The sequence below is a fragment of the Rubrivivax rivuli genome (assembly GCF_004016505.1).
Taxonomy (GTDB): domain Bacteria; phylum Pseudomonadota; class Gammaproteobacteria; order Burkholderiales; family Burkholderiaceae_C; genus Rubrivivax; species Rubrivivax rivuli.
On record NZ_SACR01000003.1, the window covers coordinates 552,058 to 565,543 of the forward strand.

9 protein-coding genes are annotated in these 13,486 nt (G+C 70.9%); 2 read left to right on the forward strand and 7 right to left on the reverse strand.

Going from position 1 to position 13,486, the window contains the following annotated elements; all coding sequences use genetic code 11:
• Positions 1–166 precede the first annotated feature (166 nt).
• From fdhF to EOE66_RS11030, 3 genes are all read right to left on the reverse strand, one after another.
• Positions 167–3,046 carry a formate dehydrogenase subunit alpha gene (fdhF, locus tag EOE66_RS11020; RefSeq protein ID WP_128228727.1) on the reverse strand — a complete coding sequence of 960 codons (2,880 nt, stop codon included), beginning with the start codon at positions 3,044–3,046 and terminating at the stop codon, positions 167–169.
• Entirely contained in the window at positions 3,043–4,803 is a 1,761-nt protein-coding gene (locus EOE66_RS11025) for an NADH-ubiquinone oxidoreductase-F iron-sulfur binding region domain-containing protein (RefSeq protein WP_128228728.1), read from the reverse strand. The genes fdhF and EOE66_RS11025 overlap by 4 nt, the downstream gene beginning before the upstream one ends.
• 96 nt (positions 4,804–4,899) lie before the next feature.
• Positions 4,900–5,868, reverse strand: coding sequence for a LysR family transcriptional regulator (locus tag EOE66_RS11030; RefSeq protein WP_128228729.1), 969 nt, complete (start codon positions 5,866–5,868; stop codon positions 4,900–4,902).
• Positions 5,869–5,958: 90 nt separating this feature from the next.
• Here EOE66_RS11030 and EOE66_RS11035 point away from each other — a divergent pair, with 90 nt between their 5' ends.
• On the forward strand, positions 5,959–7,308 hold the full coding sequence (locus EOE66_RS11035; protein ID WP_128228730.1) for a sigma-54-dependent transcriptional regulator: 1,350 nt from the start codon (positions 5,959–5,961) through the stop codon (positions 7,306–7,308).
• Positions 7,305–9,284 (forward strand): sensor histidine kinase, encoded by a 1,980-nt coding sequence (locus EOE66_RS11040; protein ID WP_245478996.1) that lies wholly within the window; start codon positions 7,305–7,307, stop codon positions 9,282–9,284. Before EOE66_RS11035 ends, EOE66_RS11040 begins: the two co-directional genes overlap by 4 nt.
• A gap of 11 nt (positions 9,285–9,295) precedes the next feature.
• Here EOE66_RS11040 and ahpF read toward each other — a convergent pair whose 3' ends face one another.
• From ahpF to EOE66_RS11060, 4 genes are all read right to left on the reverse strand, one after another.
• On the reverse strand, positions 9,296–10,861 hold the full coding sequence (ahpF, locus tag EOE66_RS11045) for an alkyl hydroperoxide reductase subunit F (protein ID WP_128228731.1): 1,566 nt from the start codon (positions 10,859–10,861) through the stop codon (positions 9,296–9,298).
• A gap of 179 nt (positions 10,862–11,040) precedes the next feature.
• On the reverse strand, positions 11,041–11,604 hold the full coding sequence (gene ahpC / locus EOE66_RS11050; RefSeq protein ID WP_128228732.1) for an alkyl hydroperoxide reductase subunit C: 564 nt from the start codon (positions 11,602–11,604) through the stop codon (positions 11,041–11,043).
• A 191-nt stretch (positions 11,605–11,795) separates the two neighbouring features.
• Positions 11,796–12,893: an iron-sulfur cluster carrier protein ApbC gene (gene apbC, locus EOE66_RS11055; RefSeq protein WP_128228733.1), complete on the reverse strand. Its 1,098-nt coding sequence runs from the start codon at positions 12,891–12,893 to the stop codon at positions 11,796–11,798.
• A 100-nt stretch (positions 12,894–12,993) separates the two neighbouring features.
• Positions 12,994–13,485 (reverse strand): hypothetical protein, encoded by a 492-nt coding sequence (locus EOE66_RS11060; protein WP_128228734.1) that lies wholly within the window; start codon positions 13,483–13,485, stop codon positions 12,994–12,996.
• Position 13,486: the final 1 nt, after the last annotated feature.

A 13,486-nucleotide genomic window follows, 5' to 3' on the forward strand; every position in this document is an offset into this window, starting at 1 on the left:
GCCGGCAGACGCTGTTTCGTGGGGAACGAGCGTCACCAGTCCGCATGGACCGGCAGACCCGCTGCAACCCATGCAGCTCTGTTTTCGGCGCTCGCTTCGCGGGGTTCAGGGGCCGTGGCGGGTTGCCGGGCTCATAAATGCGCGCTTCGGCGGTCCGCGTGAAGGATCACACGCTGGCGCCGGCTGGCACGGGCGCCTGCAGCCGCCCCTGCCCGCCGCCAAAGCTGCCCTGCACCGGCGCCACGCCGCCCGCGCGCAGCCGCACCGCGCAGTACTTGAACTCCGGGATCTCGGCCACCGGGTCCAGCGCCGGGTTCGTCAGGCGGTTGATGGCCGCCTCGAACCAGCAGAAGGCCACGAACACCGCGCCCGGCGGCGTGCCTTCGTCGGCGCGGGCGTAGAGGCTCACCTCGCCGCGGCGCGATTGCAGCGTCACCAGCCCGCCCGGCACCACGCCCAGGGCCGCCAGGTCCTGCGGGTGCAGCAGGGCCACCGGGTCGGGTTCCAGTGCGTCGAGCACGCCGCTGCGGCGCGTCATGCTGCCGGTATGCCAGTGCTCCAGCTGCCGGCCGGTGATGAGCACCTGCGGGTACTCGGCATCGGGCCGCTCGTCAGCCGGGATCAGCTGCGCCGGCACGAACAGCGCCTTGCCGCCGGGCCGGGGGAAGTGGTCGGTGAAGACCACGCGTTCGCCCGGCGCTTGGGCATCGGTGCAGGGGTAGGTGACCGCGCCTTCGCGCTGCAGCCGCGCCCAGCTCAGGCCCTGCAGCGTGGGCATGAGCTGGCGCATCTCGTCGAAGACGCGGCCGGCGGCGGCGTCGCAGTCGGTGGGCGTGGCGCCGTAGGCGCGCCAGTCCAGCCCCAGGTGCCCGGCCATCGCAGTCAGGATCCAGAGGTCTTGCCGCGCCTGCCCCGGCAGGCCCAGCGCGCGGCGGCCCAGTTGCACCAGGCGGTCGGTGTTGGTGAAGCTGCCGGTCTTCTCAGCAAAGGCGCTGGCCGGCAGCACCACGTCGGCGAGGCACGCCGTTTCGGTGAGGAAGAGGTCCTGCACCACCAGCATGTCCAGCTGGGCCATCGCCTCGCGGGCGTGGGTGGCGTCGGGGTCGCTCATCGCGGGGTTCTCGCCCATCACGTACAGGCCCTTCAGGCGGCCTGCCTCGGCGGCCCGCATGACTTCCACCACCGTCAGTCCCTTCTCGGCGTCCAGCGCCTCGGGCGCCACGCCCCACAGCGCAGCCGCGGCGGCGCGCGCGGCGGGGTCGCCCACCGGGTGGTAGTCGGGGTACATCATGGGGATCAAGCCCGCGTCGCTCGCGCCCTGCACGTTGTTCTGCCCGCGCAGCGGGTGCAGGCCGGTGCCGGGGCGGCCGATCTGCCCCGTCATCAGCGCCAGCGCGATGAGGCAGCGTGCGTTGTCGGTGCCGTGCACGTGCTGGCTGACGCCCATGCCCCACAGGATCATGCTGCCGCGGCTCTTCGCATACAGGCGCGCCACGGTGCGCACGGTCTCCGGTGCGATGCCGGTGACGGCCGCCATGGCCTCGGGGCTGAAGCCGCGCAGGTTCTCGGCGAAGGCCTCGAAGCCCTCGGTGCGTTCGGCGATGAAACGCGTGTCGGTCAGGCCCTCTTCGACGATCACGTGCATCAGCGAGTTCAGCAGCGCCACGTCGGTGTCAGGCCTGAAGGCCAAGTGGTGCGCGGCGTGGCGGCACAGCTCGCTGCGGCGCGGGTCCATCACCACCAGCTGCGTGCCCTGTTTCACCGCGTTCTTGATCCAGGTGGCGGCCACTGGGTGGTTCACCACCGGGTTGGCGCCGATGACGATCACCACCTCGGCCTGCATCACGTCCATCACCGGGTTGCTGACGGCGCCGGAGCCTATGCCCTCCAGCAGCGCGGCCACGCTGCTGGCGTGGCACAGGCGGGTGCAGTGGTCGACGTTGTTGCTGCCGAAGCCCAGGCGCACCAACTTCTGGAAGAGGTAGGCCTCCTCGTTGCTGCCCTTGGCGCTGCCGAAGCCGGCCAGGGCCCGCGGGCCGTGGGTGTTGCGCAGATGGCGCAGCGTGCCGCCGGCCAGCGCGAGCGCCTCTTCCCAGCTGGCCTCGCGGAACTGCGCGCGCGCCGAGGCGGGGTCGGTGGCGGCGCGGGGGTCTTTGGGCGCGTCGGCGCGGCGGATCAAGGGCACCGTCAGGCGCTGCGGGTGGCGCGCATAGTCGAAGCCGTAGCGGCCCTTCACGCACAGCCGGCCTTCGTTGGCAGGGCCGCCGCGGCCTTCCACGTGCAGGATCTGGTCGTCCTTGACGTGGTAGCTCACCTGGCAGCCCACGCCGCAATAGGGGCAGAGGCTGTCCACCACCCGGTCGGCCGCTTGCAGCGCCACGCCGCCGGCCGGCGCCAGCGCGCCGGTGGGGCAGGCCTGCACGCACTCACCGCAGCCCACGCAGCTGCTGCTGCCCAGGGCGTCGCCCATGTCGAAGACGATCTGCGCCGCCGCGCCGCGGTGGGCCAGGCCGATGACCTCGTTGACCTGCTCGTCGCGGCAGGCACGCACGCAGCGTGTGCACTGGATGCAGGCGTCCAGGTTCACGGCGATGGCGGGGTGGCTGGTGTCGCTGCGTGGGCGTTCGGCCGCGGGCTTGGGCGTGAAGCGCGAGCCTGCCACGCCGAGCTTCTGCGCCCAGGCCAGCAGTTCGTTGTCGGCCTTGTGCGGGGCCGCGGGCGCATCGGCCAGCAGCAGTTCCAGCACCAGGCGCTGCGCGCTCTGCGCGCGCGGGCTGGCGGTCTGCACCACCAGGCCCGGCGTGGCCACGCGGCAGCAAGAGGCCGCCAGCGTGCGTTCGCCCTGCACTTCCACCACGCAGGCGCGGCAGTTGCCCTCGGGCGCCTGGCCTTCGCGGTGGCACAGGTGGGGCACCTGGATGCCGAGTTCCTTTGCCAGCGCCCACAGCGTCTGGCCGGGGCGGGCCAGCACCTGGCGCCCGTCGATCTGCACGGGCACGGTCGGTGCGCTCAAGGCGCTTTCGGATTCACGGCTGAAGGCGTTCATCGCGCCAGCTCCTGCGGGAAGTGGCGCAGCACGCTGTCGAAGGCATTCGGCGCGGCCTGGCCCAGGCCGCAGATGCTGGCTTCGCGCATCACGCTGCCGAGTTCGGCCAACAGTTCGGCGGGCCAGGCCTCGCCGGCCATCAGGCGGCTGGCCTGCGTGGTGCCCGCACGGCAGGGTGTGCACTGGCCGCAGCTTTCGTGTTCGAAAAAGCGCATGACGTTGCGCGCGGCATCCACCGCGCGGTCGGTGTGGCCCAGCACGATGACGGCGGCGCTGCCGATGAAGGCGCCATGCGGCTGCAGGGTGTCGAAGTCCATGGGCACGTCGGCCAGTGCCGCGGGCAGGATGCCGCCGCTGGCCCCGCCCGGCAGGTAGCCGTAGAGCGTGTGGCCTTCGGCCATGCCGCCGCAGTACTCGTCGATCAACTCGAGCAGCGTGATGCCGGCCGGCGCCAGCTTGACGCCGGGCTTGCGCACGCGGCCGCTGACCGAGAAGCTGCGCAGCCCGCGCCGACCGTGGCGGCCGTGGGCGGTGTAGGCCTCGGGGCCTTCGGCCAGCAGTCGCGCCACCCAGTACAGCGTCTCGCCGTTGTGCACCAGCGTCGGCCGGCCGAAGAGGCCTCGCTCGGCCACGTAGGGCGGGCGCAGGCGCGGCAGGCCGCGGCGGCCTTCGATGGATTCGAGCATCGCCGACTCTTCGCCGCAGATGTAGGCGCCAGCGCCGCGGCGCAGCTCGATGGGCGGCAGCGGCGGCAACACGCCGGCAGCGCTGGCCGCCTGCAGCGCGGCGAGTTCACGCTGCAGCATCGCCCGCAGGCCGTGGTACTCATCGCGAAGGTAAACGGTGACGCCCGCCACGCCCACGGCCCAGGCGGCGATCAGCAGGCCTTCCAGGAAGCGGTGCGGTTCGCTTTCGAGCATGCACCGGTCTTTGAAGGTGCCGGGCTCGCCTTCGTCGAGGTTCACCGCCATCAGCCGTGGCGCGGGCTGGGCGCGCACCAGGCGCCACTTGCGCCCGGCCGGGAAACCCGCGCCGCCCAGGCCGCGCAGGCCGCCGTTTTCCAGCAGCGTGATGACCTCGTCTGGCTGGCGGTCGCCGGCCGCGCAGCCGGCCCACAGCGCGTAGCCCCCACGGGCGCGGTAGGCGGTGAAGTCTTGCTGCGCGGTGAAGTCGTCAAGGCGCAGGCCGTCCTGCAGCGCAGGTTGCGCGGCGGCCTGCACGGCTTCGGCCGTGGCCTGCGCCACGGGCCGGTGGTGCACCACGGCCACGGGCGCGGTGTCGCAGCGGCCCACGCAAGGCGCGGGGATCACGCGCACCTCTGGGCCCAGCAGGGAAGGCAGGCGCGCCAGCAGTTCGCGCGCGCCGGCCATCTCACACGCCAGGCTGTCGCACACGCGCACGGTGAGCGCAGGTGCAGCCGGTACGCGGCCCTCCGCGTCTTCGCGCACGATGTCGAAGTGGTGGTAGAAGCTCGCGACCTCGTAGACCTCGGCCTGCGACAGCCGCATCAGCGCGGCCAGTGCCGCCAGGTGCGGCGTGGCGAGCTGGCCGAAGTGGTCTTGCAGCGTGTGCAGGTGCTCGATGAGCAACTCGCGCCGGTGTGGCCCGGGGCCGATCAGCGCGGCCACCGCGTCACGGTGCTGCGGGTCCACCACGCGGCCCTTGGGCGCCTGGCGGCGGCGCTGGCGTTGCGCCTCGGTGGAGACTTCGGCACCCGAGGCAGGCACCGGCACGATGGGGATGACAACAGCGTTCATGGTCTGCGGCGGATCATTCCGACACCGCAGCGGGCTGTCCAATGGCTTTGATGAACCGCGCCATTCACGGCGCTGATCGATGCCCCTCAGGGCCCCTCAGGCCTGCACGGTGCCCGAGGACAGCGGCCCCGTGTGCGCGGCCGCCTCGGCCAGCCACGCCGGGTCTAACGCCAGGGCCAGCGCGGCCTGCAGCGCACGCGAAGCCGGATGGCCGCGCGCCGTCATGAAGCCGATGGGCGTGCGCAACACGGGCGCGGTGAGCGGCCGCGCTTCCAGGCCCGCATGGGCGGCCAGCGTGTCCACCAGCGCACCCGGCAGCACCGCCGCCAGCGGGCCGCTGTGCACCGCCACCAGCAGGGCCATCACCGAATTGGTTTCCAGCGCCGGCACCACCGCCAGCCCCTGGCCGCGGAACACCTGCTCCAGGATCACGCGGTTGTGCATCTCCGGGCCCAGCAGCGCCAGCGGGCGCGCGGCGGCCTCGGGCCAGGTGATGGGCACGCCGAAGCGCAGGCCCGGGCCCGAGGTCTCGCCCACTGCCACGCGCTGCAGCAGGTGGTAGTGCTCCAGCACCTGGGGCCAGGCCTGCAGGCGATCACCGGGAAGGTCGGCCAGGCGGTCGGTGTAGCCGAGCGCGAGGTCCAGCGTCAGCCGCTCCAGGCCCGATTCCAGCTCTTGCGACGACAAAGATCGCAACTGCGGCACCAGGCCCGGGTGGCGCTCGATCAGCCGCGCCGCAAAACGTGCCGCAATCGGCTCGGCCGTGGGCACGCTGCCGATGACGAGGCGCCCGCGCGGCTGCGCGGCGCTGCCGGCCAGCTCTTGCGTCAGCCGCTCTTGCTCGTGCAGCACGCGCCGGGCGGTGGCCAGCACCTGCTCGCCTTCGGCCGTGAGGCCTTCGTACTGGCGACCGCGGCGCACGATGGGCACGCCGAAGTGCGACTCCAGCGAGCGCAGCGCATTGCTCAGCGCCGGCTGCGTGATGTGGCAGGCCGTGGCGGCGCGGCCGAAGTGGCGGTGCTGCTCCAGCGCGGCGAGGTAGCGGTAGGCGTCGAAGAGGTTCACGGCCCGTGCATTAGACCAGCCGTCCAGCAGGCCGCCGCGCTCCGGAGCACGCGCCGCGCCCGAGGGCCCCGCTGCCTAGAATTCGCGCCCATGGAAGCCCGCCCCGCCCCGGCCGAAGACTGGCCCAACGCCACCGTGCTGGTGGTCGACGACGAACCCGGCATGCGCAACTTCCTGCTCAAGACGCTGGCGCCGCGCGTGGGCCAGGTGCTGGGCGCAGGGTCGGCCGAAGAGGCCGAGGCGCTGCTGCAGAAGCACCGCTGCGACCTGCTGATCCTCGACATCACGCTGCCCGGCAAGAACGGCATCGAGTTGCTGAAGGCCCTGCGCGAGCAAGGCAATGCGTGTGAGGTGGTGCTGATCACGGCCTTCGCCGATCTCGACACCGCCATCGAGGCGCTGCGCGCCGGCGCAGGCGATTTCCTGCTCAAGCCTTTCCGCACGGCGCAGGTGCTCGGCGCGGTGCGCCAGGGCCTGGAGCGCGCGCGCCTGAAGCGCGAGAACTGGGTGCTGCGCCGCAGCCTGCACCGCCACACGCCGCCAGCCGATGGCCTGGTGGGGCGCAGCATCGTCATCAAGGGCCTGCAGGCCGCGCTGCAGCGTGTCGCCGCGGTGGACAGCACCGTGCTCCTGACCGGCGCCTCCGGCACCGGCAAGGAACTCGCGGCGCAGGCCCTGCACCGGTTGGGCAGCGGGCCTGATGCGCCTTTCGTGCCGGTGAACTGCGCGGCCATCTCGCCCATGCAGATCGAGGCCGAACTGTTCGGCAGCCCCGGGCGCGACGGCCTCTTCGTCTACGCGCAGGGCGGCACGCTCTTCCTCGACGAGATCGGCGAGATGCCGCTGCCGATGCAGGCCACGCTGCTGCGTGCGCTCGAGACGCGTTCCATCCGGCCCGTGGGCAGCCAGCAGGAGATTCCCCTGCAACTGCGCATCGTCGCCGCCACCAACCGGCCGCTGCGCAGCGAGGTGGAGGCCGGCCTCTTCCGCGCCGACCTCTACTACCGCCTGCAGGTGGTGGAGCTGAAGCTGCCGCCGCTGGCCGCGCACAAGGAAGACATCCCCGACCTGGTGGCGCACTTCATCGCCACGCTGGCGCCGCGCCTGGGCGTGCCGCCCATCGCCGTGAGCGATGACGAGATGCGCTACCTGCAGCAGTACGACTGGCCGGGCAATGTGCGCGAGCTGCGCAACCTCATCGAACGCTCGCTCATCGTCGGCGCGCTCAACGTCTCGGCGCTGTACCAGAGCCTCTCGCGCACGCACGGCGAGCCGGCACGCCTGGCGCCAGGCGACATCACCGATCTGCACACGCTGGAGAAGCGCCACATCCTGGCCGTGCTGGACAGCGTGGACGGCGACAAGACCCGTGCGGCGCAGTTGCTGGGCATCTCGCGCCGCACGCTGGAACGCCGCTGCGCGGAGTGGACCCCGGCGTGACCACGCCCACGGGCGCCCGTGCCGGCCGCGCGCTGCAGCCGGGCTGGTTCGCGCGCCTGAGCATCCGCAACAAGCTGCTGGCGCTGACGCTGCTGCCGCTGCTGGGCGTGCTGCCGCTCCTGGGCGCGGGGCTGCTGTGGTGGACCGACACCGCCATCGACGCGCTGCTGCGCACCAAGGTGCGCGCCGACCTCGCGGTGGCCCACGGCTACTTCGAGCGTGTGCTGGCCGAGGTGGGCGGCAGCGTGGGTGCGGCGGCCGAGTCGCAGGCGCTGGCTCGTGCGCTGCGCTCCCCGGCCGAGCTGCAGGCGCTGCTGCTGCGCTACGAGCGCCGCGAGCGGCTCGACTTCCTGCGCGTGCTGCCGCCCGACCCCACGCGGGCCGACAGCACCAGCGTGGAGGTGCTGGCGCCCGAGCAGCAAGGCCTGCTGAGCCCGGCGCTGCGCGAGCGCGTGGCCGTGCCGCTGCTGGACACGCGCAACGCCGCACCCACGGCCCGTGCCGTGGAAGACCGCGCCATGCTGCTGCTGGCCACGCGCGCGGTGCGCAACGACGCCGGTGAGCTCATCGGGCACCTGCAAGGCGGCGTGCTGCTCAACCGCAACCTGCCCTTCATCGACCACATCAACGAGATCGTCTACCCAGCGGGCTCGCTGCCCTTCGCCGACTGGGGCAGCAAGGGCACGGCCACGCTCTTCCTCGACGACGTGCGCATCAGCACCAACGTGCGGCTGTTCGGCGGCGTGGCCGAAGAGCGCGCCATCGGCACCCGTGTGTCGCAGAGCGTGCGTGCGGCCGTGCTGGGCCAGGGCCAGATGTGGCTGGACCGTGCCTTCGTCGTGCAGGACTGGTACGTCTCGGCCTACCTGCCCCTGGCTGACGGGCAAGGCCGGCGCGTGGGCATGCTCTATGTGGGCGTGCTGGAGCGGCCCTTCGTGCTGCTGAAGTACGCCGCGCTGGCCAGCATCGGCGTGCTTTTCTTCGGCGTGATGATCGTCGCGGCCTTCGTCAGCCTGCGCTGGGCGCGCGGCATCTTTCACCCGCTGGAGCGGATGGAAGCCACCATGCAGTGCGTGGAGGGCGGCGATCTGGGCGCGCGCGTGGGCGCGGTGGCCAACGCCGACGAGGTGGGCCGCCTGGCGCAGCACCTGGACGAGCTGCTGGCCACCATCGAAGACAACACGCGCCGACTGCAGGGCTGGAACGCCGAGCTCGACGCCAAGGTGGCCGAGCGCACGGCCGCGCTGCAGGCCGCGCAGCGCCAGCTGGTGCAGGCCGAGAAACTGGCCACCGTGGGGCAGCTGACGGCCAGCATTGCACACGAGGTGAACAACCCCATCGCGGTGATCCAGGGCAACCTCGATCTGCTGCGCGAGCTGCTGGGCGCCGAGGCCGCTTCTCGCGTGGCGCCCGAGCTCAAGCTGGTGGACGCGCAGATCGAGCGCATGCGCCTCATCGTGACGCGGCTGCTGCAGTTTGCGCGGCCGGGCGAGTTCGCGGGCTACGTGGAAGCCGTGGACACCGCACGCCTGCTCGACGATTGCCTGGTGCTGGCCGGGCACCAGATCTCGCGCGCCGGCGTGCAGGTGGAGCGCGACTTCCGCGCCACGCGCCAGCCGCCCATCAATGCGCAGGAGTTGCAGCAGGTGCTGGTGAACCTGATCGTCAATGCGCTGCAGGCCCTGCCAAGCGGCGGCACGCTGCATCTGGCCACGGCCGACGGCGGCACGGCCGAGGCGCCAGTGGTCGTGATCACGGTGGCCGACAACGGCCCGGGTCTCGCCCCTGAGTTGCTGGCGCAGCTGTTCCAGCCCTTCGTCACGCGCCGGCAAGAAGGCACGGGCCTCGGGCTGTGGATCAGCCGCGAGATCGTCGAACGCTACGGTGGCACGCTGGAAGCCGCGAACGCGCCCCAGAAAGACGACGGCGCCCCGGGGGGCGCCGTGTTCACGGTGAGGCTGAAGGCCGAGGGCTGATCAGACCGCCATCAAGCCGCAGCAGGCGTGCGGATCAGGTGGTCGAAGGCGCTGAGCGCGGCCTTGGCTCCCTCGCCCGCGGCGATGATGATCTGCTTGAACGGCACCGTCGTCGCGTCACCCGCGGCGTAGACGCCCGGCACGTTGGTGGCGCCCTTGGCGTCGACGATGATCTCGCCGTAGCGGCTCAACTCCACCGTGCCCTTGAGGAACTCGGTGTTGGGCACCAGGCCGATCTGCACGAAAACGCCGGCCAGCGGCAGGCGGTGTTCGCTGCCATCGGCACGGTTCTTGAACACCAGGCCGTCGACCTTCTGGCCATCGCCGGTGATCTCGGTGGTCTGCGCGTTGGTGTAGATCTGCACGTTGGGCAGGCTCTTGAGCTTGTTCACCAGCACGGCGTCGGCCTTGAGCTGGTCGGCGAACTCCACCACCGTCACGTGCTCCACCACGCCGGCCAGGTCGATGGCCGCTTCCACGCCCGAGTTGCCGCCGCCGATGACGGCCACCTTCTTGCCCTTGAACAGCGGGCCGTCGCAGTGCGGGCAGTAGGCCACGCCCTTGTTGCGGTACTCGGCCTCGCCGGGCACGTTGACGTTCTTCCAGCGCGCACCGGTGCTGAGGATGACGCTGCGGCCCTGCAGCACCGCGCCGTTGTCCAGCGTGACGGCGATGGTGCCCCCGGGCTGCGCCGCGGGTTCCAGCTTGGCCACGCGCTGGCCGTTCATGATGTCCACGTCATAGGCCTTGGCATGGGCTTCCAGCGCGGCGGCGAACTTCGGGCCTTGGGTTTCCAGCACGGAGATGTAGTTCTCGATGCCCAGGGTGTCGAGCGTCTGGCCGCCGAAGCGCTCGGCCACGATGCCGGTCTTGATGCCCTTGCGCGCGGCGTACACGGCCGCGGCCGCGCCGGCGGGGCCGCCGCCGACGATCAGCACGTCGAAGGTGTCTTTCTTGGAGAGCTTGGCCGCATCGCGCGCGGCGCTGCCGGTGTCCACCTTCTTCAGGATCTCGGCAATCTCCATGCGGCCGTTGCCGAAGGGCTGGCCGTTGAGGAAGACGCTGGGCACGGCCATGATCTGCCGCTGCTCCACCTCGTCCTGGAAAAGGCCGCCGTCCACGGCCACGTGCCGAACGCGCGGGTTCAGTACTGCCATCAGGTTGAGCGCCTGCACGACATCGGGGCAGTTGTGGCAGGTCAGGCTCATGTAGGTCTCGAAGACGAAGTCGCCTTCCAGCGACTTGATCTGCTCGATGACATCGGCCTCCACCTTGGGCGGGTGGCCACCGGCCTGCAGCAGCGCCAGCACCAGCGAGGTGAACTCGTGACCCATGGGGATGGCCGCGAAGCGCACGCCCATGTCGGCGCCCTGGCGCGTGATCTGGAACGAGGGGCGGCGGGCGTCACTGCCGTCGAAGCGGGCGGTGACTTTGTCATTGAGCGCCGCGATCTCGGTGATCAGCTCACGCATCTCGGCCGAGGCCGGGCGGTCATCGAGGCTGGCGATCAGCTCGATGGGGTGCTGCAGGCGCTCGAGGTAGGCCTTGAGCTGCGCTTGGATGTTGCTGTCGAGCATGGCGGCGTCCTGAGAAATCGGTGGTTCAGAAACGGCTCCGCCGGCCCGGCAGGGCCGGCGGAGCATGGGCAGGAACAAGGCTCACCACCCAATCAAGGGCCTTGCGCGGAACCGGCTTCGCCGGGCCGCTGCAAGAGCCTCCTCGGGGGGTGGCGAGCGCTAGCGAGCCTGGGGGCTCGTCAGATCTTGCCGACGAGGTCGAGCGAGGGGGTGAGGGTCTTGGCGCCTTCGTTCCACTTGGCCGGGCACACCTGGCCGGGGTTGGCGGCGGTGTACTGGGCGGCCTTGAGCTTGCGCACGGTTTCCTTCACGTCACGGGCGATCTCGTTGCTGTGGATTTCGGCCGTCTTGATCACGCCATCAGGGTTGATCACGAAGGTGCCGCGCAGCGCCAGGCCTTCTTCCGGAATATGCACGCCGAAGGCGTTGGTCAGCGTGTGGGTGGGGTCGCCCACCAGCGGGAACTTGGCCTTGCCGACGGCCGGGCTGGTTTCGTGCCACACCTTGTGCGAGAAGTGCGTGTCGGTGGTGACGATGTAGACCTCGGTCTTGAGCTTCTGGAACTCGGCGTAGTGCTCGGCCGCGTCTTCGATCTCGGTCGGGCAGTTGAAGGTGAAGGCGGCCGGCATGAAGATCAGCACCGACCACTGGCCCTTCAGGCTCTGCTCGGTGACTTCGATGAACTTGCCGTTGTGGAAGGCCTGGGTCTTGAAGGGCTGGACTTGGGTGTTGATCAGGGACATGCGAAGTGCTCCGTTGGGGTTGTAGAGAGGAGGGAAAACACTGAACAGACAAGATTCTGGCCCCAGGCGGGCATGCAGCGGATTGATTGATGGAATAAGCCCCATCGTTTTTGGCTATTGAGCTGCCACCTGGCCATGAAAAAGCCGCCCCGGGGGGCGGCTGGCGGCAGGGCGTGCAGGCTGCGGCCCGCTCAGGTGCCCTTGCTCACCGAGATGGTCGGGAACCTGGACGAAAAGTCCTTGGCCTTGGCGGCCACCTTCACGGCGACCTGGCGGGCCACGGCCTTGTAGATGGCGGCGATCTCGCCCTCGGGGTCGGCCACCACGGTGGGGCGGCCGGCGTCGGCCTGTTCGCGGATGCTCAGGTTCAGCGGCAGTGCGCCCAGGTAGCCCACGTTGTACTCGGCGGCCATCTTCTTGCCGCCATCGGCGCCGAAGATGTGCTCGGTGTGGCCGCAGTTCGGGCAGCAGTACACGGCCATGTTCTCGACGATGCCCAGGATGGGCACGCCCACCTTTTCGAACATCTTCAGGCCCTTCTTCGCGTCGAGCAGCGCGATGTCCTGCGGGGTGGTGACGATCACCGCGCCTGTCAGGGGCACACGCTGGCTCAGCGTGAGCGCGATGTCGCCGGTACCGGGCGGCATGTCGACCAGCAGGTAGTCGATGTCGCGCCAGTTGGTCTGGTTCAGCAGCTGGTCGAGCGCCTGCGTCGCCATGGGGCCGCGCCAGATCATGGCCTGGTCGGGCTCGATCAGGAAGCCGATGCTCATGACCTGCACGCCGTAGTTCTCCAGCGGCTCGATGCGCTTGCCGTCTTCGCTCTCGGGGCGGCCGCTGATGCCCATCATCATGGGCTGGCTGGGGCCGTAGATGTCGGCGTCCAGGATGCCGACGCTGGCCCCCTCGGCGGCCAGGGCCAGCGCCAGGTTCACGGTGGTGGTGCTCTTGCCCACGCCGCCCTTGCCCGAGGCCACGGCGATGATGTTCTTCACCTTGGGCAGCAGCGCCACGCCGCGCTGCACGGCGTGGCTGACGATGCGGGTGACGATCTCCACGCTGACGTTCTGCACGCCCGGCACGGTGCGCGCCGCGGCGATGAGCGCCTTGCGCAGGGCCGGGTGCTGGCTTTTGGCCGGGTAGCCCAGTTCCACCTGGAAGGCGATGTCGCCCTCTTCGATCCGCAGGTTCTTCAGCGCCTTGCTGCTGACGAAATCCTTGCCCGTGTGGGCGTCGACGACGGTCTTGAGCGCGTCGAGCAGCGCGCTTTCCTGGACGGTGGCGGTCATGGCAGGGGGCTGCGAGCAGCCTGTTTGGGATGGGAGGCCGGGGAGTCTAGCGGCCCGGGCGGGCCCGCCCGGCGCAAGGGTGTTGCGACGCCGGGACCGGCTACTCCACGCGTCGCACGCGCGGCGCCTTGTTCGCGCCCTCGATCTCCAGCACAAAGCCTCCCAGCAGGGCTCGGCGCACCGTGACCTTGGCGTCGGTGAGCGCGTAGACGCCCTGGCTGTCGTCGACCACCTGCCACACCTGCCCGTTGGCCAGGCGGATGCGCGTGCGCGGGCCCCAGCCTTCGAAGAAGCCGGGGATGCTGCTTTGCAGGGCCTGAGGCTCGTCACGGCGCTCTTGCCCGAAGTTCGGCGCGGCAACGGATGCGGCGGGCGCCACCCGTGCCGGTGCGCGGGCATCCCCCATCACCTTCGATGCAGGCGCCGGCGTTGCCAGGGCGCTCCCTGGCAGCGGCAGTGCGTCGTAGCAGGCCAGCCTTGCGGCGGTGTCGGTCACGGCGCGGCAGGTGGCCAGGTCGCGGCCCTGGGCGGCCGGGGCGAAGAACAGCGCGACGCCCATCAGGGCCGCGGCGCAGGCAGTGGGTGCGGTCATG